Source organism: Thiorhodococcus minor (assembly GCF_010820565.1).
Classification (GTDB): Bacteria; Pseudomonadota; Gammaproteobacteria; order Chromatiales; family Chromatiaceae; genus Thiorhodococcus; species Thiorhodococcus minor.
In genome coordinates this window covers 1-20,790 of the sequence record NZ_JAAIJQ010000068.1, presented here as the reverse complement: position 1 = coordinate 20,790, position 20,790 = coordinate 1, and the positions used below count along the sequence as shown (strand labels likewise).

The following is a 20,790-nucleotide window of genomic DNA, read 5'->3' as shown; positions in this document are numbered from 1 at the left end:
AGCCGCAAGAAGTCTCGAGCCCGAAGTAGCACGAGGAGTGGGAAGGATTGCCATGCGCTGCGAAGCCGATGTTCCGCACACAGTTGGCAAAGGCTGTGAATCGGCCAAAGTGTTGTTCTTCTTCGCGTCCTTTGCGCCTTTGCGGCTCGATTCGCAGATTCTAGGATCAGCGCTTCACCAGCGCGCCTTTACGAACCCACTACCCCGGAAGTCAAGACATTGAGCGATATCATCATCGGCATCGACCTAGGCACCACCAACTCCGAGGTCGCCGTCGTGAAAGACGGCCGGCCGCAGATCATTGAGGTGGACGACGCCAAGATTCTGCCCTCGATGGTCGGGCTCGCGGATGACGGCAGCCTCTTGGTGGGCCGCGCCGCGCGCAATCAATACGTCCTCTACCCGGAGCGGACCGTCCGCTCCGTCAAGCGCAAGATGGGCGAGGACGTGAGCCTCGACATGGGCGAGCAGAGCTACCGGCCCCAGGAGATCTCGGCACTCATCCTGGAGCGGCTGAAGCGCGCCGCCGAGGAGCACCTTGGCGAAAGCGTCGCCAAGGCGGTCATTACGGTCCCGGCCTACTTCTCCGACGCCCAGCGCCAGGCCACCCGGGACGCCGGACAGCTCGCCGGCCTAGAGGTGGTGCGCATCATCAACGAGCCGACCGCGGCCGCCCTCGCCTACGAGGCCGATCACACCACGGCCAAGACCATCCTGGTCTACGACCTCGGCGGCGGCACCTTCGACGTCTCCGTGGTGCGCCTCAGCCAGGACGTCACCGAGGTGCTGGCCAGCCATGGCAACAACCACCTCGGCGGTGACGACTTCGACGCCAAGCTGGTCGCGCACGTGGTCGAGCACCTGAAGCAGAGCAAGGGGGTAGATCCCAGCGACGCGCGCGCCGCCATGGCCCGCATCGTGCGCGCCTGCGAGGACGCCAAGATCGCGCTGAGCGACGCCCCCTATGCGCACATCGAGGAGGAATACCTGCTCGAGAAGGACGGCGGCCCGGTCAACCTCTCGCTCGAGATCGACCGCGAGACCTACGAGGACATGATTGCCGGCTACATCGACGAGACGCTGGAGGCCGTCCACATCGCCCTCAAGGGTGCGTCGCTCGCGGTATCGGACATCGACGAGGTGCTGCTGGTCGGCGGCGCGACACGGACTCCATTGATCCAACAGCGCTTGGAGGAGACGCTGGGCATGCAGCCGAGATCCGAGGTGGACCCGGATCTCTGCGTCGCCGCCGGCGCCGCCATTCAGGCCGCGGTGATCGCCGGGGATCAGGTCTCCGGCGTGCTGGTCGACATCACGCCCTACACCTTCGGCACCAGCGCCATGAGCATCCTCAACGGCGAGCCCTACCCCTACACCTATGTCCCGCTGATCCGCAAGAACACGCCCATCCCGGTCACCAAGACCGAGGCCTTCGAGACGCTCTACGACAGCCAGGAGGCGATCGACGTCAAGGTCTATCAGGGCGAGGACGCGGACGCGCTCAACAACACCGAGATCGGCTCCTTCCGGATCGAGGGCCTGCGCGACGTCGCAGCCGGCAACATCATCCTCACGACCTTCTCGCTCGACCTGAACGGCATCCTCCAGGTCACGGCGCGCGAGAAGAGCACCGGGCTCGAGCAGCGCATCACCATCGACAACGCCACCTCGCGCTTCGAGACCCAGGAGCTCGACGCCGCCCGCGAGCGTCTGTCCACCTTGATCGAGGGCGAGGCCCGCGACGTGACCGCAGAGCACCGTGGATCCGTCCAGGCCAAGGCCCTGATCGAGAAGGCCGAGCGGCTGATGGACACCGCCAGCGCGGAGGACAAGGAAGACTTGGTGGACATGACCGAAACGCTGCGCGACGCGCTCGACAGCGGCGACACGGGTGCCATCGACGAGGCCACGAGCGCCCTCACCGACCTCATCTACTACTTGGAGACCTGATGGAGCGCTGCCCCAACTGCTCCGCTCGCAGCAGCGGCGCCCCCAGCTGCCGACGCTGCGGCATGGACCACGGGCTCCTGCTCGCGGCCGAGCAGGGCGCCGAGCGGCTCGTCCGGCAGGCCATCGCCGACCTGGCCCGCGATGATCAGGAGGCGGCGATTCAGGCGTTGCAGCGATCGCTTGCGCTGCGCAGGACCCCGCTTGCCCAGCACCTGCTCGCCTTCGCCAGCCTGCCGCCGCGCGACCTCTCCGAGGTGCCGGTGAAGACCGCGCCGAACGAGCCAACCTTCGACGCGCTCGACGACCTGCAAGACCGGGACGACGCATTGGGCGAGCACGGCCCAACGGCGGCGCTCTGAGAGGAATCGGTAGGCTGGACGAGCGCGAGCGAAGGCCACCGAATCGTGCCCCGGCGCTGGCGGACTGCGCTGGGCTTGTCCGCCCTACGGGCGATGACTGACTTGTCTTCGCAGGTGGGTCGTCAGGCGCCGAGCGCGTCGCCCGCGAGCGGGCTCCTACGGTGGCGGCACTCGGACAAGGGCTGACCTTTTTCTCCCGCCATTGCGGGTCTAATCGCCTGCCTCGGACTCAAGCGCCTCGGCCAGCAGCACTGCCAGGTGCCGCGGGCGGTCATCCCCGAGCGCCTGCATCTGCTGGCGACATGAAAACCCATTGGCGACGACGCGCGCGCCTGGCTTCTCGCGCAACGCGGGCATGAGGCCGAGCTCGGCCATGTTGCCGGCCATCTCCGCGTGCTCGGCCTCGATGCCGAAGGTGCCCGCCATGCCGCAGCAGCCGGCATCGATCATGGCGAAGTCGTGCTTGGGGATCAGCTTGAGCACGCGACGCATGGACTTCATGGCACCCACGGCCTTCTGGTGGCAGTGGCCGTGGACCAGGGTCTCGCCCTCCGCGAGCGCCTCGAGCGACAGGTCAAGCCGACCGGCCATGGCCTCGCGGGCGAGAAACTCCTCGAAGAGCAGCAGTTGTTTACCGACCCGCTCCATCGGCTCGCCAAGTCCCAGCGCTTGGGCGTCCTCCCGCAGACCCAGTACGCAGGAGGCCTCGAGTCCGACCAGCATCCGGCCGGCCTCGACGTCCGGGAGCATGGCGTCGACCAGCCGTTTGGCCTCGGCGCGCGACGCCTCGACCATGCCCTGGGCGAGATAGGTCCGGCCACAGCACAGCGGCCGATCGGAGTCCGGAGTATGGGCATCGGGCTCCGCAATCCGCACCTGATAGCCGCCCGCACGGAGCACGCGCATCGCCGCGTCGGCGATCTCCGGCTCGAAATAGCGGGTGAAGGTATCGACGAGGAGGACGACTTCCGGGAGATCCGCAGGCTCCTTCTGCGGCGTCGGCATGTCTGACTTCGGAGCGCGAAAAGGCGCGTCGACAGGCTCCGGCAGCGGCCGCTGCGCGCTCAGCCCAAGGACCCGCTCGCTCAGTCGAGCCGGCCACGCGCTCCGATTGCGCCAGCGGATGAGGCCGCGCAGCCAAGGCGCGCGGTGGAGCCAGAGCGGCGCCTGGGCGAAGAGCCGGCTGCGCAGGCTCGGCCTGGTGCAGGCCCTGCGCTGGGCCAGGTACTCGGCCTTGATGAGGGCCATGTCCAGGTTGGCCTCGCACTCGCGCTTGCAGCCCTTGCAGGCGACACAGAGGTCCATGGCCTCGGCGAGCGTCGGGTCGGCCAAGGCGGCTTCGGTCATGTCGCTGGAGAGCGCCGTCTTGAGCAGGCGCACGCGACCGCTCGTGGAGAGATTGGGATTGCCGCTCACCTTGAAGCTCGGGCACATCACCTGCTTGCCCTGAGTTTCGCACTGGCGGCTGTTGATACAGACCGCAACGGCCTTGGCGAAATCGCCCCCGTGCTTGGGGATGTCGGCATAGGCGTCGCCCATGCCGGCGTCTCTATAGGCCGACCAGTCGAGGTGGGTCTTCATTGACTACTGCTTCCGTCGAATGGACTTGGAAAGAAGGGTTGAGCCGCCAATCGCTCGAAACGCTAGTCGGTGTCCGACGCCATGGCGGCTACTGTCGCCTTGGAGGGCGACGCTCCCGGGGGTCACTTGGGCAGACTCGCGCGGACTTCACCCCAGAGGCTTTGGTAGGCGACAGCGGCGGGGCTCAGGGGCGCATAGGCCGGGAGCGGCATGCGGTGCACGCCCATGCGCTCGACGTCCGAGGCATAGGGGATGCTGGTCCTGAGGAACTGAGGCCAGCGTATCGGCAGCTCGGCCATGGATTCAAGGTGAAGCCGTTTGCGCCGATCGACCATGGAGAAGAAGGGAAGCACCTTCAGTGTGGCCAGCCGCTCCTGACTTGCCAAGAAATCGAGCAGCTGCTCCAGGGTGCGGGCCGACAGGGTCGTTGGAATGACGGGCACCAGAAGCGCGTCGGATGCACGGAAGGCACTTTCGGAGACTAGCGAGATGCTTGGCGGGCAGTCCAGGAAGACGACGTCGTAATCGTCTTCGAGCGGTCGCAAGAGCTTACGCAGCTGCTTGGTGGAGCCCTTGGCCTCCTCGAGCATGAGGTCCAGATTGCGGAACGAGAAATCGGCCGGAACCAGGTCGAGGCCGGGGAAATCCGTCCCCTTGATGACGTCATCCAGCGCGCTCCCTTTCTTGCCTCCCTTCAGAAGCCGCTGGCCACCGCCGACAACTTTGGGCTCGACGCGAAAGTAGTAGGTCGCGGCCGCTTGCGGATCCAAATCCCACAGCAGCGTGCGCTCGCCACGCCGCGCGGCCAGATAGGCCAGATTCACCGCGGCCGCCGTCTTCCCCACTCCGCCCTTGATGTTGTAGGTCGCGAGGATCCTCATGTGCCGGTCTGATGCACCTCTGACGTCCAAAACAGGGCCTTATACTGCGCCCATTGCTGCGGATCATCAAAGGCCGCGAAGACCTCTGAGAAGCCATCCCGGGCGGCTTGCTGGCGTTGGAGCAGCCCCCCGACCAAGGCGCCCATGGCGAGCAGGGTCGCCGGAGCCGCCCTACCCTCCGCATGCATCCGCTCTGCGACGTCCTCCAGGTGATGGGCCTGCACGGCGAGATCCTGATAGTCACCGAGCTGATCGAGCAGTACCTTGAGCTGCTTGATCAGCGGCTTGATCGCGCCGCCAGGGTAGAGGCTGCGGAAGAACTCCATGAGGTAGCGTAGCTTCTTGCAGCTCTTGCGCAGCTCGTGCAGCTCCTCGGGATGCGAGTCGTCGCGGATCGCCCGGCCCTCGCGCCGCACCCGCTTGGCCATACGCCGAATGCGCACGTCGGCGACCGCCTTGATGGGCTGCATCGCGCCCGGGACGATCGAGGTGCTGGGAACAGGGGTTTGCAGGAAGTCTCGCCACGCGCCGAGCAGCACCCTGAAACGCTCCGATTGGAGCGCCTGAGCCAGACGCGCCTGCTCTTGATCATAGTGGGCGAGCAAAAATTCGCGCAGCGGCTCGAGCTTGGGCCGCAGCTCGGCCGGGAGACTCGCTTGATAGTCGTCGAACGCGAGCAGATAGACGTCGAGATCCCGCACTTGGCCTGTCGCTTGCTGGACCCAGGCGAATTCCTCCTTGAAGCGCGCCAGGATCTCCTCCGGGAAGACCGGCTTGATCTGACTCAGCGCCGAGCGCGTACGCCGGGTCGCAACCCGCAGGTCATGGAGAAACTCGGTGTCCCATCCCGCGATGGTGCCCTGGATGTTGGCCTCCAGGGTCTCGAGCAGCGTCGCGAGGATCTGCTTGGTGACGGCATCCGCTCGCTGCGCGCCCTCGAGCTTCAGGTCGAGCTTGGACGAGTAGTCGCCCGGCACGCGCCCCACCCTCCTTAGGGCCTCACAGAGGAGCGGCGTTTCGGCCTTGACGAGCCCCAGCTTGCTCTCGACGAGCGCGACCAGCAGCTCGCGATCGTCGTCATAGCCACGCACGCCCTGGACCCGCAGACGCGCAGCGAGGTCGCCGGATCGGCCGCTCGTGGGGTCCTCGAAGGAGTGGCTGCTCACGAGCACACGGACGACGGTCTTCTCATTCTCGTCGAGCACGCGCAGCAGCCGAGCCGTGGTCTGGATGCGCATCATCGGGAGGAGGCGCCGAATCGCCGCCTCGGGGGGGAGCTGGTCCCGCACCGGCCCGGATGGCAGGTCGCGCGCAAGCCCCGGCTGGGCCTCGAGTGGCTGCGCATAGGCGCTTGCGTCCTTCCGCGACGTCCAGCGCAGCGTCTCGCTGCTCTGGGAGAGGAAGCCCCCGGCGGCGTAAAGGGCCCAATCGAAGGTGTCGTAGTAGCCGATTTCCGAGTCGCCGGCGGACTCGGCGCGACAGGATAGATGCGCTCGGAGCTCGCCCTCCAGCGCCTCCGCGGACAGCCCGTCCGGAATGAGATACTCCATCGCGGATACTCTTCTCGCAGCTTGGCTCTTTGCAGCTTAGCCTTTGGATCCTAACACCAGGGCGCCAGGATCCATTGTGAACCTTTGATGACAGGCCCGAGCGCGCTTCAGCGCACCGCCAAGGCATCCCAGACGGACGGCGCGCGCCAGGCATCGCTTGGCGATGCCCCACCAGGCCGAGGCGCCCCCGTGCTCCGGGAAGCCGCTCCGCGTCGGGTTGACGGCCGCCCAATCCAGACTAGCATTGTCAGGTACTAGGCGAGCTGCTTGCAGTTCTCTGCTCGTCACCATCAACAGGCTCGATGACGCGATGAACAGAGGAGCACGATGGCATGACATCCCCAGCAACACAGCAGCAGGCGGCCGCGGCACGGCGCGATCTCCCCTTGGATGCAGAAGGATTTCTGATCTCGCCCGAGCTCTGGAACCGTGGCATGGCGCGCTTCATCGCCAAGCTCGACGGCGTTTGGCCGCTGACCCCGGATCATTGGTCGATCATCTACTACCTCCGGGAGCACCGTCTCACCTATGGGTCCCTGCCGCCGATGTCGCAGATCTGCCGAACACACGGCCTCGACCGCCACGCCGTCCAACGTCTCTTCGGCTCCTGCCGGGAGGCCTGGCGCATCGCCGGCCTGCCGCACCCAGGCGAAGAGGCCCTGGCCTATATGGTCTAGCCTGGACCGGGCGCCGACGCCAGCCGCGAGACGGCGGTCACCCTCTTCCCAGTGAGCGATCGTCGGCGAGACCTCGATCGTGCGCGCGCCGCCTGGCGCTTTCGTGGCCAGCGGCGCCCCGACTTCGCGATGGATCCAGGTCCGGGCCAGGAATCCGTGTGGGACTATCCGCGCCCGCCCGCCATGGAGCCCGAGGCCCGGCGGGTCGAGGTGAGATGGGGATCGCGCCTGCTCGCCGAGTCGGCAGGCGCCATGCGGGTCTGCGAGACCGGCAGTCCGCCGACGGTCTACGTCCCGCCGGCCGACGTCCACCTGCGGGGCCTTCAGGAGACGTCGCGACGCACCTTCTGCGAGTGGAAGGGAGAGGCGGCCTATCTGGCGGCCAAAGGCCCCGGGGCCACCGATCAGGATGTCGCCTGGCGTTACCCCGATCCCTTCCCGGAATTCGCGGCCATCGCAGGCTGGATCTGCTTCTATCCGGGCCGAGTGGCCTGCTTCCTCGACGGCGAGCGCGTCTGTGCCCAGGCCGGCGGCTATTACGGCGGCTGGATCACCAGCGAGATCCTCGGCCCCTTCAAGGGCGAGCCGGGAACCGGGCACTGGTAGGGCGTGATCGCGGCCAGCCCGTCAAGCCGAGACTTCGATCGCAACGCCACCGCGCCGCGGATCGCCAGCTCCAGAAGCGCAGCCTCGAGCGTCCATCAGAACCGTGTGCGCGCCGCCGAAGAAGACGCTCTTCTGGCTCCAGGTCTTGATGCTGGGCCAGCGCCCGGCGAGCTGAGCCAGTGTCTCCGCCGCCAACGGGGGCTCCAGGTTCAGCAGGTCGCCCTCGAAGTGGAGCCGTGGCGCGGCGACCGCCCGCTCCACATCCAATCCGAAATCGACCAGGTTAGTGATGACCTGAAGGATGGCGCTACGGATACGGTTCGACCCCGACGATCCCGTCACGACCCAGCACCCCTCCGGCAGGGCGACGAGCGTCGGCGCCATCATGGAGCTGATGCGCCGATCGCGCGGCCAGCGATGGAAACCCTGCGGATTGACGTCTTCCTCGCCGAGCATGTTGTTGAGCATGATGCCGGTGCCGGGAAGCACATAGCCGCAGCCCTCTCCGTTGGAAAGGGTGAGACTCGCCAGGTTACCCTCCGCGTCCGCGACGCTGATCTGAGTGGTGCCCCGCGTGAAGACGGCGGCCTCTCGCATCAGCGCTGTGAAACGGTCGAGCGTCTCCGGCTCCAGCGCGGCGGCCCAATCCGCATGCTCGAAAGCGCCGTCGCGACGCAGCCGCTGGGTCAGCTCCTGGGCGCTGGCGAGGGCATCGAGGTGCTCCGCGCTGCCCTGCCCCCAAGCACTCGGATCGACCTGCTGGAGGAGCGCGAGCGTGAAGGCGATGAGACTGCCGCCCTGCGAAGGAGGCGGATTGGTGTGAACCACAGCCCCGCGGTAGCGGCGTGACAGCGCCGGTCGGCGCACGACAGCATAGCTCGCGAGATCCTCCAGCCTCAGCTGCCCTCCGCGCTCGGCACAATCCCGCGTGAGACGATGCGCCCAATCGCCACGATAGAAGACGTCCGGGCCATCGCTGGCCAAGACACCCAAGGCATAGTCCAAATCCGGCATGCGCATCCGCGTGCCGACCGGCGCGAGTCGATCCGGATGGTCGGGGTCCGCGAAGAGTGCCAGGGCTTGCGTACTGGCACGAAGGATCGGCTCGACGATGCGATTGATCCCATGCTGGAAGGCGGTCATGGCGAGGCCCTGTCGCGCCATGTCGCGGGCGGGGGCGAAGAGATCTGCAATCGGCAGACGGCACAGCGCCGCATGGATCGCGAAGACACCCGCGACCGCGCCCGGCGTGGCCGTTGCGCCCAGGCCGATGTGAAATTCCTGCGCGGCATCGCCGAAGTCCGCCACGATGGGGCGAAAATCCGTTTCAGCCGCGGGACGACGCTGCCTCGGCGTCTGCGCGAAGAAATCGAAGACCTCTGGAGCACCCCCTGCCGGGCGCGCCAAGAGGAAGCCGCCGCCACCCAAGGAGGCTAGCACCGGCTCTGCCACGCAGGCTGCGCAGAGCGCGGCAACGGCCGCATCGAAGGCATTGCCGCCGGCGCGAAGCGCCTCCGCCGCGGCATCGGCGGTCAGGGGGTGGCCCGCAGCGACACTCCCAAGGGTCATGGACGATCAGGCCGCCCGGCGTGCAACTGGGCTCACTCGACGGACCCACCCTGCAGCAGGTGCGTCCGTATGGGTGAGATGCCGTAGGCGAAATCATGCACGTGCTGCAGCAGCGTGAGCTCTTCCCAGACCTCGACGGGCCAGCCGCCGAGCTGAAACCTGTCACCCAGGGCCAGGTCGCGGAAGCGCGCCTCGAAGGCTTGCGCATCACCCCAGCCAGGGATGATGAAATTGAGCACTTCCGGGAAGCGTCTCTCGAGGGCGGAGCTGAGGTCGCCATCTGCGCACTCCTCGGTCGGGGCCGAGCGTCCGAGCGCCGGCCAGATCCTCGCATCCCGCCAGGTCTCGCTAGGGTCAGGCACCGGGACGACAGGATCAGAGGATGTCTCTTCACCCTGAGCCAAGAGGCGCTGAGCCAGTCCCTTCATGGACTCCCGTGGGTGCTCGAAGCCCAGTGTCACCTCGTAGAGGCTCGCCCAGTCGCATCCTGACATCGAGACCGCTTTCACCTTCCGCACCAGGGCGCGCAGACGCACGCCAATGCCGTGCTCGGTGCCGGCGATGGACAAGCTGATGCTCTGCCCGACCGCGTAGGCGTCGAAGAGCGTCAGGGTCAGACGGCCGCGTGCCACTTGCTCCAGCATCCCCTGCAGCTCATCGCGCTCGTTGGCCATCACCTCCAGCTCGCGCACCAATGCGCGCGGACCTGACTTGTCGAATGCGGGCACCGTCGCATTGAGCGCCGAGAGCAGCTGCTCTAGCCGCGATTGGCTGGTCGGCGTCAGACTGACGAATCGGGTCGCGAGCTGATAATGGCCATCGAGCAGGGGACGCGCCCGCAGCACGCGCGCCTCGGCGCGGACCTGCGCGTCTTCGGCCCAAGCCAGCTCGATGCGCAGGGTTTCGACCTCATCGGGAAGACAGCGCGCGACATTGAGCAGCAGCCCTCCCCAAGACAGCTCCTCGCAATCGACGCCGATCGCCTCGTCCTCTCCTGGCAAGGAGATCCTGGCCGGAATATGGACGCGAATCCGTACCTGCGTCCGCCGCTCCTCCTCCACGATCGAGGGTGCTCGTGCCTGTATCATGAGTTGTCCATCCTTCAGCCGTCCTGCGGACCCGCTCCTCGAGATCAGCCCGCGCTGCCAATGGTCGATCGGTCTCCCTGAATGTTAGCAGGGCGGTCCGCTTCCATGGCTGATGATTCCCTGACATCCCCCTTCAGATGTCGGTCAGCGGCCGCTCCCTATGCTGTCCGCAAGTCGCGACCCAGCGCGGCTTGACCAGCAGAGCCACAAAGGAGCGAAAATCATGAGAATGCCGATCACCATCGCATCGAAGCAAGGTCGATTCGCAGCCCCCGCAGTTTCCGTCCGACGCCAGATGTCGACCGTCCGGACACGGCCTCATCGCCGCAAGAGCGCAGCGGCGGCTGGCGCGCAACGCCCCTCGAAGGCTCGGATCCAAGCCGAGAGCATCGCAGCGCGCATCGACGACTATATCGCCAGCCAGCCGCCACAGCTCTATCGGGGCGGCAGCTGATGACCGCCGCGACCGATGAGCGCATCGCCAGGCAGGGTCCTGCGGCGCCTTTTGCCGTTCGAGCCGCCGACCTTGCGGTCACTGGTCCAGCAGCACCTCGCGCGAGGACGGATAGAGGACGGCGACCTCGAATGGCTCGACCGCCCCAGGGTCGACGCTCACCCACAGTCCCCCGACCCTGGGCGAGCCCGGCACCTCTGCGCGCTCGAAGCGGTCGATCCTTGCCCCTGTGTCTCGATCCCGCAGCGGCCGATCATGCCTGAGCCTGTGGGTATCGCCGTGAATGAGCAGGACGCGCCCGGAATAGGCAGACATCAGATCGACGAGCGCATCCAGGATAGCGGCGAAGCCTCGGGTGGTCCGGGAACGCTCGAACAAGGGGTCCGCGTGCATCAGGATCACCATGGCGCCCAGGCCTCGCGCCTCGGCATCCGCACCGGCACGCGCGAGCAGCCTGGCATTGGCCCGATCCCGGGCGCGCATCTCCGCAAGGGCGCGCCGATCTCTGGCGCGGTAGTTGTTGTCGCTGCCCACGACGTGGAGCGCGACGATCATGACGCCATCGCGGGAAAAGCTGAAGATCTCGGGATAGGTCCGCGCTGAGCCAACGTCCTGCTCGAGAACCGCCCCAAGCCTGTCGAGGCGCAGCACGCTCGGGTCTTGGAAGAAGACCTGGCGCACCCGGGCGAGACGCTCCAAGGGGTCGAGCCCGCCCGCTCGCCTTCGGTGGCAGTCCGTCCATTCGTTGTCTCCGGGCGTATAGAGGACTGGAAGGGGCTGCGCCCGAAAAAGCCCGGCGATGCGCCCCAGCTGCGCGTCCGTGCAGGGCGCGCTGCCGCTCTTGATATCGCCGAGGTGGACGAGAAAGGGCGCGCCGCCCACGGAAGCCTCGTCGAATAGCAGGCCGAGCTGACTGAATTCGCTGTCCCGGTAGGGCAGATCGCCGACCGCGAAGAAGCGCAGCCCTTCCGCCTCGGCCGTGGCCGACGGACAACAGAGGAGCGTGCACAGAAGATAGCCCCAGATCGACGCCCGAAACCGCATTGGAAACCTCGAGAAGAAGCGCGCCTTGGAAACGGCATCATCCAGGACGCAAGCTCGGACCGCCACCCGCGATCTGCACAAACCCGGCCGAAGACCGATAGAATCCGCCCATGACGCCACCCAGCCCAACCCCATACGCCGATCTCGGCCCGGATCGCATTCTCGACGCCGTGGAGAGCATCGGCCTGCTGACCGACGGACGCTTGCTCGCGCTGAACAGCTACGAGAATCGTGTCTATCAGGTCGGCATCGAAGACGCGACCCCGGTCATCGTCAAATTCTACCGACCCGGCCGCTGGAGCGACGCGGCGATCCTGGAGGAGCACAGCTTCACGCGCGAGCTCGCCGAGCGTGAGATCCCGGCCGTCCCGCCGACAATCGTCCAAGGCCGCACCCTCCATGAGCACGGCGGCTATCGCTTCTCCGTCACGCCCCGTCGCGGCGGGCGCACACCCGAGCTCGAGGACGCAAGCGTGCTGGAATGGATCGGCCGTTTCATCGGACGCATTCACGCCCTCGGCGCGGTGGAGCCCTTCCTGCATCGACCAAGGCTGGACATCGCGAGCTTCGGCACCCGACCGCGCGACTTCCTGCTCGCCAACGACTGGATCCCCGCCGAGCTGCTGCCGGCCTACACCAGCGTGGTCGATCAAGCCTTAGACTGCGCTCGCGCCTGCTTCGAGCGCGCCGGCCACCTGTGCGCCATTCGGCTGCACGGCGACTGCCATCTCGGCAATCTGCTGTGGACGGATGCCGGACCGCATTTCGTCGACTTCGACGACGCGCGCATGGGACCGGCGATCCAAGACCTCTGGATGCTCCTCTCCGGCGACCGCCACAGCATGAGTCGCCAGCTCGCAGACGTGCTCGCCGGCTACGAGGATTTTCGCGAGCTCGACCACCGCGAGCTGCACCTGGTCGAGGCGCTGCGCACGCTGCGCCTCATCCATCACGCGGGCTGGCTGGCGCGGCGTTGGCTGGATCCGGCCTTCCCTGCCGCCTTCACCTGGTTCGGGACACACCACTACTGGCAAGACCACATCCTCCAGCTGCGCGAGCAGATCGCAGCCATGGAGGAGGGACCGCTCTGGTCCGCCTGATGGGAGCACGCGACACATGAAGACAGCGGCTTGCCCTTGCGGCTCCGGGAGCGCCTACGCGGATTGCTGCGGCCGCTTCATCGACGCCCAGGCGATCCCGGAGACCGCCGAGGACCTCATGCGCTCGCGGTACGTCGCCTATGCCAAGGCGCGCACCTGCTACCTCAGTGCGACCTGGCACCCCTCGACCCGCCCCGCCGACCTCAGCCCAGATCCCGCGATTCGCTGGATCGGACTCAAGATCTTGAGCAGCGAGGCCGGAGGACCGGCAGACAGCCAAGGCTGGGTGGAATTCGTCGCCCGCTACAAGGTGCAGGGGCGCGCCCACCGGCTCCAGGAGCGCAGCTACTTCCTGCGCGAGCAGGGGCGTTGGCTCTACGTGAGCGGTGATTTCGGCGCGGACTGACGCGACCGGCCGTCTCGACCGGCTCACGCATGCGGTCGGAACCCGGTTAAACTAGTGGATTGGCTTCGAGCCAAATCTCCTGGATGCCATCTGAGGGATTGCCCATGAAACACCATCGCGGAGAAGACATGCGCGACGAGATCAACGTCACTGGATCGGCCTTGCTGGACAAGGTGAAGGACCTGATCCAACAAGGCAATGTCCGCCGCCTCATCGTGCGCCGCCCGAACGGCAAGGTGCTGGTCGATATCCCGCTGACGGCAGGCGTGGGCATCGCCGGCGTCATGACGCTCCTGGTGCCCATGCTCGTGGCGCTCGGCGCCATGGCCGCGCTCGTCGCGCAGTTCCGGATCGAGATCGAGCGCGAGCCCAAGGTCTACCCGCACGACCCATACGAAGACTGAAACTCTAAGAAGCCCGAAACCCCAGGACGACTGCGGCAGCCCGCCCAGCGTCTTTAAGATCCAGCCCCAAGCATCGACTAGAGAAACGCCATGCAGCAAATCAAGAAGACCGACGAGCACATCATCTTCCAGAAGAAGTCCGGCCGCTACGCCGTCAAGACCAAGAAGGCCAAGCAGTGGGTCAATGGCGAGGAAAAGCAGGCCATCCTCGTCGCCGAGCAGCTCATCACCCTGCCCGATCCCAAGGCCGCGCCGGCCGAGGCCGAGCCAGAGGCAGAAGCGGCTGCCGAATAGCTTGCCGCCCAATGCCCTTGCCGCGAGCGCAAGGGCATCTCACTCCAACCACACAGAGCAGCCTCGCGCTCAGCCAGACGCAGTCGCCCACAAGCGGGCTCCTGCGTGAGCCTCGCCGTGGGAGCCCGCTTGCGAGCGACGCACACCGCACCAGGCACAGCCATGTGCGAAGACACCTCAGGACCGCCGCCCCTGATAAAGGGGTGAGGCTATTGCCGAGCGACCCCCGGGCGCCCCACGCTCAATCTGTACCTGAGTCGCTTGACCCAGAAGCTCTCGGGCAGCATCACCGCATAGACGACTGCCAGAATCGCCAGCTGATACCAGAGACTGCCGAGCCATGGTGGCGTGGCGCCGGTCTCGAGCCAGCTCTCCGCGAGGCGCTGCAGGTTGAAGAAGCTGAAATAGGCGACGAGGGCGAGGATAACGCGGCCCGAGGTGCGCTGCCGCGGCGAGATGTCGACCAGCGGGATGGCCATGACCGCGAGGGTGAAGATCGCCAAGGGGGCGGCCAATCGATGCTCCAGCTCCACTCGATCCGCAAGCTCAGACGACTGCAGCAGCTCGGCGGTGGGGATGGTGGAGCGTTTGGTGAATGACCGCTGTCGCGGCCCGCTGCCGGTGATGCGGATCTCGTACTCCTTGAAATCCCCGATCAGGTAGGCGCCCGAGCCCGGCACGCCGTCGAAGCGATGACCTCTGCTCAAGGTGACCAGGTGATCGCCCGTCGCCTCCTCGACACGATGCCGACCGCCCTCGCTGACCACCATGCGGCTCTTGCCGCCGCGCCGATCCAGGATGAAGACGTCCCCAAGCGACTTGCGGCGATCGATCTCGCCGATGTAGACGACGATGTCCCCCCCCTCCTCCACATAGAACCGCCCTGCCTGGAGGCCGGCCACCTGGGTGGCCTGCTCCTTCTGCTGCAAGCGAATCTCCTGGATCCCGGCAGCCGCCTTGGGCTGCAGGAAGAGGGCGAGCCAGGCCGTGAGCAGCGCAACCGGGATCGCCAGCAACAGGAGGTTGCGATAGATGCGTGGCGGACCGATCCCACAGGCGTTCATGGCGATCAGCTCGCTGTCGCGCGAGAGACGACTGAGCGCGACCAGCACGGCCAGGAAGAAGGCGGGCGGGAGCAGACTGGAGGTATCGCGCATCAGCTGCAAGCGCATGTAGCGGAAGACCACGTCGACGCCCAGGCCGCCGACGTTCACTTCCTCGAGCGTGCGCAAGAACATGAGGCTGACGACGATCAGCATCAGCACGACAACCATCGCGAGGAAGACCTTCGCGACCTCGCGCAAGATGTAACGATCGACGATTCCCAGCATTTGGCGCCCCAATCCGAGCCACGGCGCATTCTCGCACGAGCCCGGCATGCCCAGCTATCCGAGACGGCGCCGAGCGTCGTCATGCTGCCGCAATCAAACCCTCATCTCAGCATCATCTGGCTCACCGATACTTGAGCTTCGACCTGTGACAGAGGCAGGAGCCCAGATGGAGAAATTCGCCGATGAGCTCGACATGGCGCAAGCCCATATCGAGCGCGAGATCGAAATGCGCGTCGACGCGATCCAGAGCCACGCCAACCTCGGCCATGGCCGCCGTTTCTGCATCGATTGTGGGGAGGCAATCCCCGAGAGCCGGCGTCGGCATGTCCCCAATGCGAAGCGCTGCGCCGAGTGCCAGGATGCCAAAGAGCGTGACGGCTCGCCGGTACGCCGCTGCGCCGCCTAGGCAGGGACTCGCGACCCGGGACTCGGCGGCCGCGCCAGGTCCGGAAGCATTGGCGTCCGGGTCGACAGCTGTCGGCCTGGAGGTCGACACTCCCGTCGTCGCGATCACCATGAGACCGCGACTCGAGGCGATGTGCCGCGCTAGTCGCCAAGGGCCTTCGAGGCGACCTCGTAGACGTCCGCGGACAACGCCTCGGCGTCCAGGATCCGCGCGATCTCGGCGCGCATCAAAGCCTGGCGTCCCGCGTCGAAGCGCCGCCAGCGGACCATGGCCTTGAGCAGGCGCGCCGCGATCTGTGGGTTCAGCGGATTCAGCTCCAGCACCCGGTCGGCGAGGAAGCGGTAGCCGCGTCCGTCCGACGCATGGAAGCGCACCTGATTGGCATTGCAGAAGGCCCCGATCAGGCTGCGGACCCGGTTCGGGTTGCGCAGCGAGAAGTCGGCATGCCCCATGAGCGCGATCACGCGCTCGAGGGTGTCCTCGCGCGGACTGGTGGCCTGGACGCTGAGCCACTTGTCGACGACCAGCGGCTCTCCGGACCAGCGCCCGTAGAAATGGTCGAGCGCGCGCGTCCCCGCCTCGCCGCCGTGGTCGACGAGGAGGCGCAATGCCGCCATGACGTCCGTCATATTGCGCGCGGCCTCGAACTGCGCTTGGGCCGCCGCCAGGGCCTCGGCATCGCCGGCCTTCGCCAGATAGCCGAGGGCGAGATTCTTGAGCGCGCGGCGCCCAACGTCATCGGGCATGAAGGCATAGGGCTCGCTGCCGTCATTGGCGCGATAGACCTCTAGGAGGGCATCACGCAGGCGCTCGCCCACGCGTCGTCCCAAGACGCTATGGGCGCGATGGATGCCATCGACGTCCACCACCGCCATCTGATCGCCCAGATAGCCCTCGGAGGGTGGCGTCAGCACCTCGGCGAGCAAGGCCTTGTCGCTCTGCGCATCCATGAGGGCTTGCTCGAAGGCGGCGAAAAAGCGCTCCGGAAGCTCGGCCTCGGCGTCGTCGACCAGTGCCAGCAGCAGACGCTGCATCAGCGTCTGTGCCGCGTCCCAGCGATTGAAGCCGTCGCTGTCGTGGGCCATGAGGAAGAGCAGGTCATCGTCGCTCGCTTCGGTCTTCAACTTGACAGGTGCCGGGAATCCCCGCAGCAGCGAAGGCACCGGCTTGGCCTCGAGACCGACGAAGGTGAAGCTCTGCTCGCTGTTGGTCAGCTCCAGCACCCGTGTCCCAGGCGCCGAAGGCGTGGTGTCGCCCTCGAGCTGCAGCGGCAGATCCTCGCCGTCCTGACCGAGCAGCCCGACGGCGATCGGAATGTGAAAAGGCTCCTTGAGCGGCTGACCCGGGGTTGGCGGCGTATGCTGACGGACGCTGAGGCTGTAGCGACCGGAATCGGCGTCAAAGGCCTCCTGCACGCTCAGCTCGGGCGTGCCGGCCTGCTGGTACCAGAGCCGGAACTGCTCCAGGTCGCGCCCGCTCGCGTCCTCCATGCAGCGCACGAAGTCGTCGGTGGTCACGGCCTGCCCGTCGTGGCGCTCGAAGTAGAGATCCGTCGCCTTGCGGAACAGCTCGGGGCCGAGCAGGTTGGCCTGCATCCTCACCACCTCGGCCCCCTTCTGATAGACGGTCGCGGTGTAGAAGTTATTGATCTCGATATAGGAATCCGGACGCACCGGATGCGCCAGAGGACCTTCGTCCTCGGGGAGCTGGTGGGCGCGCAGCAGGCGCACGTCGCCGATGCGCTTGACCCCGCGCGAGCCGACGTCGGCGGAGAACTCCTGGTCGCGATAGACGGTGAAGCCTTCCTTGAGGCTGAGCTGGAACCAGTCGCGGCAGGTGATGCGGTTACCTGTCCAGTTGTGGAAATACTCGTGGGCGATGACGCTCTCGATGCCGTCGAAGTCCACGTCGGTCGCGGTGTCGGGGCGCGCCAGCACGAACTTGTCGTTGAAAACGTTGAGCCCCTTGTTCTCCATCGCGCCCATGTTGAAGTGACTGACGGCGACGATCATGAAAATGTCGAGGTCGTACTCGCGCCCGAAGCGCTCCTCGTCCCAGCGCATCGCCTTCTTCAGCGAGCGCATGGCATGGTCGCACTTGTCGAGGTTGTGCGGCTCGACATAGATCTTGAGCGCGACCTCGCGGCCCGAGGCCGTGCTGAAGCTGTCCTCCACGGCCTTGAGGTCTCCCGCGATCAGGGCGAAGAGGTAGCTCGGCTTGGGAAAGGGATCCTCCCAGCGCATCAGGTGACGGCCGCCATCCAGATCCCGCGACTCGACCGGATTGCCGTTCGACAGCAGCACGGGAAAACGCCGCTTGTCGGCCACCAGCGTGGTGCTGTAGGTCGCCATGACGTCGGGCCGGTCGAGGAAGTAGGTGATGCGGCGGAACCCCTCAGCCTCGCACTGGGTACAGAGCATCTCGCCGGACTGGTAGAGACCCTCGAGCGCGGTATTCAGGCTCGGATGGATACGGACGCGCGTCTCCAGGCCGAACTGGTCCGGCACCCGATGGAGCGTCAAGCCCTCCTGATGCACCTCGTACTCCGAAGGCGTCAGGGGATGGCCGTTGACGGCGATCCGCTCGAGGTCCAGCTGCTCGCCGTGGAGACGCAGATCGCCGTCGCCGCGCGTCGCCGCCGGATTGCGCCTCAGGGCGAGCTTGGCCTCCACCGTCGTCCGCTCGGGATCGAGGTCGAAGCGCAGATCGACGGCGTCGATGAGGAACTCGGGTGGCCGATAGTCTTTGAGGTGAATGGCGTGCGGCGTATCGCGGTACATGGAAACCCTGTCGTTGCAGTGAAGCTGAGGTGAGCGCCTTGGCAAATCGCTCATCGACCAGATGTCTGGTCGGGCGGCTGCAAGGGCAACGTCTGAGCTGCGGCGGCTTGACGCGCTTCGCCGACCCGGCGAAGCTCAGAGGCCAGAGTAACGGCTCAGGAAAGAATGACAAGATGCCTCAGGTGACGATGTATTCGACCCGAATCTGCCCCTACTGCACCCGTGCGCGAACGCTTCTGAAGCGCAAGGGTGTCGTGTTCGAAGAGATCCCGATCGATCAGGATCCCGGGCAGATGGCGGTCATGGTCGAGCGCAGCGGCCGGCACACGGTGCCGCAGATCTTCATCGGCGATCGCCACATCGGCGGCTTCGACGACATGGCGCTCTTGGACGACCGGGGCGAGCTCGACCCCTTGCTGGACAGATGACGGACACAGCCTCTTCCGCCGAGATCCGCCTCGACAAATGGCTCTGGGCGGCGCGCTTCTTCAAGACCCGCCAGCTGGCCATCGAGGCCATCAATGGCGGCAAGGTTCAGGTCGACGGCCAGCGCGCCAAGCCGAGCCGCGCGGTGCGACCGGGCAGCCGGCTGGAGATCCGCAAGGGCAGCCTGTCCTGGGAGATCGAGGTCCTCGCCGTCGACAAACAGCGCCGCTCGGCGACCGAGGCCGCCAAGCTCTATGTCGAGGACGAGGCGAGCCGCTTGCGGCGTCAGGAGCTGGTCCGCGAGCGTCGCGAGCTGGGCGCCAGACCGCACGAAGGCCGCCCGACCAAGCGCGATCGGCGCATGCTGCAACGCTTCACCAGCCGCAGCGACCCCTCCAGCTGAGCCCAACGTGGACAACGACGCCTTTCGCACCACCTACCGCGCCGTCAACGAGCGCTTCTGCCCCTACGAGAAGAGCATTCTGACCAATGGTTGCGGCTGCGCCCTGGCGCAAAAGTTCTGCATCGCCGAGCGCGAGGGCGTCCAGTGCAGCGACGAGGCGGCCCAGGCGACCTGTCTGCACCTCTTGGACCTGCTGCGCCAGCAGGCGAGATTCGCACTCAAGTCGACGGACACCCAGGCCGCCCTGCCTCATGCCAAGGCCATGCGGATCCAAGTCGGCGGACTGCGCGGCATCCGCGCCGCCTTGGCGCCAGAGGAGCCCGTACCCAATTTCGTCGAGGACGTTCGGGCAACCGTCCTGGACGCCATTCGCACCTTCGGATCGCTCGAGCAGCTCCCATTCCCGCTCGTCATGCAGCAGATCGCCGCCTACCAGGGGCGTAAGCGGATCCGCCGCCGCGGGAAGTGAGCCGGATCCGGATGTTGTCGACCAACTGCTGAGGGCAAGCGATGGAGAAGACTGCTACGAAGACCGCGCTAGTGACAGGCGCGAGCTCCGGGCTCGGGCTCGCGGCTGCGGAGGCCCTGGCCGCAGCCGGGCTGCGAGTCGGCCTGGTCGCACGCGATCAGAGCCGCGGACGCCAGGCCCTGGAGGCGATTCGCGAGAAGACCGGAAACGGCGACCTCGCCCTCTTCATCGCCGACCTGGCCGATCAGTCGGCGGTTCGCCAGCTCGCTGAGGCGGTTAAGGACAGATTCGATGCCTTGCACCTGCTGATCAACAATGCGGGAACGGCCTTCAAGGAAAGACGTCTCACTCCGGACGGCATCGAGTCGGCGCTCGCCGTCAATCATCTGGCGCCCTTTCTGCTCACCCATCTGCTGCTCGACCGTCTCGAGGAAAGCGCGCCCGCGCGAATCGTCAACGTCGGAACCCGCATCGACACGGCGATGGACTTCGCCGATCTCAATTGGGAGCGTCGCCCCTACCGCATGATGCAGGCCTACGGCCAATCCAAGCTCGGCATGCTCCATTTCACCTTCGAGCTGGCACGCCGTCTCGAAGGCACGGGCGTGACCGTCAATTGCGTCTTCCCGGGCGTCTTCAATTCCAACCTCGGCGGCACGGACGGCGCCCAGGGGGCGTTTTGGAAGCTGCTCAAGCTTGGCCTCGGCTGGGCGCTGCCCTCCCCCGCCAAGGCGGCCAGGGGCGTCCTGCGTGCGGCCCTCTCTCCAGAGATGGCGGGCGTCAGCGGCAAGTATCTGGCCGGGGCGAAGGCGCTTGAGGCACCCCGCCAAGCGCGCAGCGCCGAGACCAATCGGCAGCTCTGGGAGATCAGCGAGGGGTTGACGAAGCTGCGCTGACGGCCGAATCGGGCCCCAACCGGCAGAAAACGCCGGGGCCCCGGCGGTGACCGCCGCCTGCGGGGGACGGGAGGGGGGACACCCCGCGGGCCCCGCAAAAACCGCGAAAATATGAT

The 20,790-nt window shown here is 66.5% G+C and carries 21 protein-coding genes; 13 read left to right on the top strand and 8 right to left on the bottom strand.

The window, feature by feature from the left end:
• Positions 1-219: 219 nt before the first annotated feature.
• Positions 220-1,950 carry an Hsp70 family protein gene (locus G3446_RS19040; protein WP_164454420.1) on the top strand — a complete coding sequence of 577 codons (1,731 nt, stop codon included), beginning with the start codon at positions 220-222 and terminating at the stop codon, positions 1,948-1,950.
• Between the two features lie 62 nt (positions 1,951-2,012).
• Positions 2,013-2,309: a hypothetical protein gene (locus tag G3446_RS19035; RefSeq protein ID WP_164454419.1), complete on the top strand. Its 297-nt coding sequence runs from the start codon at positions 2,013-2,015 to the stop codon at positions 2,307-2,309.
• 210 nt (positions 2,310-2,519) lie between these two features.
• On the opposite strand, the gene G3446_RS19030 is transcribed toward G3446_RS19035, so the two are convergent.
• The 3 genes from G3446_RS19030 to G3446_RS19020 all read right to left on the bottom strand — a co-directional run bounded on the left by G3446_RS19030 (position 2,520) and on the right by G3446_RS19020 (position 6,321).
• Positions 2,520-3,890: a (Fe-S)-binding protein gene (locus G3446_RS19030; RefSeq protein WP_164454418.1), complete on the bottom strand. Its 1,371-nt coding sequence runs from the start codon at positions 3,888-3,890 to the stop codon at positions 2,520-2,522.
• A 122-nt stretch (positions 3,891-4,012) separates the two neighbouring features.
• On the bottom strand, positions 4,013-4,771 hold the full coding sequence (locus tag G3446_RS19025) for a ParA family protein (protein WP_164454417.1): 759 nt from the start codon (positions 4,769-4,771) through the stop codon (positions 4,013-4,015).
• Positions 4,768-6,321, bottom strand: a complete 1,554-nt coding sequence (locus G3446_RS19020) for a CHAD domain-containing protein (RefSeq protein WP_245232598.1) — start codon at positions 6,319-6,321, stop codon at positions 4,768-4,770. The genes G3446_RS19025 and G3446_RS19020 overlap by 4 nt, the downstream gene beginning before the upstream one ends.
• A gap of 332 nt (positions 6,322-6,653) precedes the next feature.
• On the opposite strand from G3446_RS19020, the gene G3446_RS19015 reads away from it, so the two are divergent.
• Positions 6,654-6,998 carry a TusE/DsrC/DsvC family sulfur relay protein gene (locus G3446_RS19015; protein ID WP_164454416.1) on the top strand — a complete coding sequence of 115 codons (345 nt, stop codon included), beginning with the start codon at positions 6,654-6,656 and terminating at the stop codon, positions 6,996-6,998.
• 129 nt (positions 6,999-7,127) lie between these two features.
• A complete protein-coding gene (locus G3446_RS19010; protein WP_164454415.1) occupies positions 7,128-7,604 on the top strand; it encodes a DUF427 domain-containing protein in 477 nt (158 codons plus the stop codon).
• Positions 7,605-7,625: 21 nt separating this feature from the next.
• Here the strand turns inward: G3446_RS19010 and G3446_RS19005 are convergent, their stop codons facing one another.
• The 3 genes from G3446_RS19005 to G3446_RS18995 form a co-directional block, all read right to left on the bottom strand.
• On the bottom strand, positions 7,626-9,173 hold the full coding sequence (locus tag G3446_RS19005) for a gamma-glutamyltransferase (protein WP_164454414.1): 1,548 nt from the start codon (positions 9,171-9,173) through the stop codon (positions 7,626-7,628).
• A gap of 32 nt (positions 9,174-9,205) precedes the next feature.
• Positions 9,206-10,261, bottom strand: a complete 1,056-nt coding sequence (locus tag G3446_RS19000) for a PilZ domain-containing protein (RefSeq protein ID WP_164454413.1) — start codon at positions 10,259-10,261, stop codon at positions 9,206-9,208.
• Between the two features lie 532 nt (positions 10,262-10,793).
• Entirely contained in the window at positions 10,794-11,759 is a 966-nt protein-coding gene (locus tag G3446_RS18995) for a hypothetical protein (RefSeq protein ID WP_164454412.1), read from the bottom strand.
• Positions 11,760-11,869: 110 nt separating this feature from the next.
• On the opposite strand from G3446_RS18995, the gene G3446_RS18990 reads away from it, so the two are divergent.
• From G3446_RS18990 to G3446_RS18975, 4 genes are all read left to right on the top strand, one after another.
• Positions 11,870-12,859 (top strand): serine/threonine protein kinase, encoded by a 990-nt coding sequence (locus G3446_RS18990; protein ID WP_164454411.1) that lies wholly within the window; start codon positions 11,870-11,872, stop codon positions 12,857-12,859.
• Between the two features lie 16 nt (positions 12,860-12,875).
• Positions 12,876-13,265, top strand: coding sequence for a YchJ family protein (locus tag G3446_RS18985; protein WP_164454410.1), 390 nt, complete (start codon positions 12,876-12,878; stop codon positions 13,263-13,265).
• Between the two features lie 104 nt (positions 13,266-13,369).
• The gene (locus G3446_RS18980; RefSeq protein ID WP_164454409.1) at positions 13,370-13,669 is read left to right on the top strand and encodes a DUF4342 domain-containing protein; all 300 of its coding nucleotides are present in this window, start codon (positions 13,370-13,372) and stop codon (positions 13,667-13,669) included.
• Positions 13,670-13,759: 90 nt separating this feature from the next.
• Positions 13,760-13,963: a hypothetical protein gene (locus tag G3446_RS18975; RefSeq protein ID WP_164454408.1), complete on the top strand. Its 204-nt coding sequence runs from the start codon at positions 13,760-13,762 to the stop codon at positions 13,961-13,963.
• A gap of 209 nt (positions 13,964-14,172) precedes the next feature.
• Here the strand turns inward: G3446_RS18975 and lptF are convergent, their stop codons facing one another.
• A complete protein-coding gene (lptF, locus tag G3446_RS18970; RefSeq protein WP_164454407.1) occupies positions 14,173-15,294 on the bottom strand; it encodes an LPS export ABC transporter permease LptF in 1,122 nt (373 codons plus the stop codon).
• Between the two features lie 166 nt (positions 15,295-15,460).
• On the opposite strand from lptF, the gene G3446_RS18965 reads away from it, so the two are divergent.
• Positions 15,461-15,700: a TraR/DksA C4-type zinc finger protein gene (locus G3446_RS18965; RefSeq protein WP_164454406.1), complete on the top strand. Its 240-nt coding sequence runs from the start codon at positions 15,461-15,463 to the stop codon at positions 15,698-15,700.
• 140 nt (positions 15,701-15,840) lie between these two features.
• Here the strand turns inward: G3446_RS18965 and pepN are convergent, their stop codons facing one another.
• Positions 15,841-18,480 carry an aminopeptidase N gene (pepN, locus tag G3446_RS18960; protein WP_164454405.1) on the bottom strand — a complete coding sequence of 880 codons (2,640 nt, stop codon included), beginning with the start codon at positions 18,478-18,480 and terminating at the stop codon, positions 15,841-15,843.
• Between the two features lie 173 nt (positions 18,481-18,653).
• Here pepN and grxC point away from each other — a divergent pair, with 173 nt between their 5' ends.
• The 4 genes from grxC to G3446_RS18940 are packed head-to-tail and all read left to right on the top strand — an operon-like array spanning position 18,654 to position 20,674.
• Complete coding sequence (grxC, locus tag G3446_RS18955; protein ID WP_164454404.1) at positions 18,654-18,908, top strand: glutaredoxin 3; 255 nt, start codon at positions 18,654-18,656, stop codon at positions 18,906-18,908.
• Positions 18,905-19,309, top strand: coding sequence for an RNA-binding S4 domain-containing protein (locus tag G3446_RS18950; RefSeq protein WP_164454403.1), 405 nt, complete (start codon positions 18,905-18,907; stop codon positions 19,307-19,309). The genes grxC and G3446_RS18950 overlap by 4 nt, the downstream gene beginning before the upstream one ends.
• Positions 19,310-19,316: 7 nt before the next feature.
• Entirely contained in the window at positions 19,317-19,778 is a 462-nt protein-coding gene (locus G3446_RS18945) for a hypothetical protein (RefSeq protein WP_164454402.1), read from the top strand.
• A gap of 41 nt (positions 19,779-19,819) precedes the next feature.
• Positions 19,820-20,674 carry an SDR family NAD(P)-dependent oxidoreductase gene (locus tag G3446_RS18940; RefSeq protein ID WP_164454401.1) on the top strand — a complete coding sequence of 285 codons (855 nt, stop codon included), beginning with the start codon at positions 19,820-19,822 and terminating at the stop codon, positions 20,672-20,674.
• Positions 20,675-20,790 lie beyond the last annotated feature (116 nt).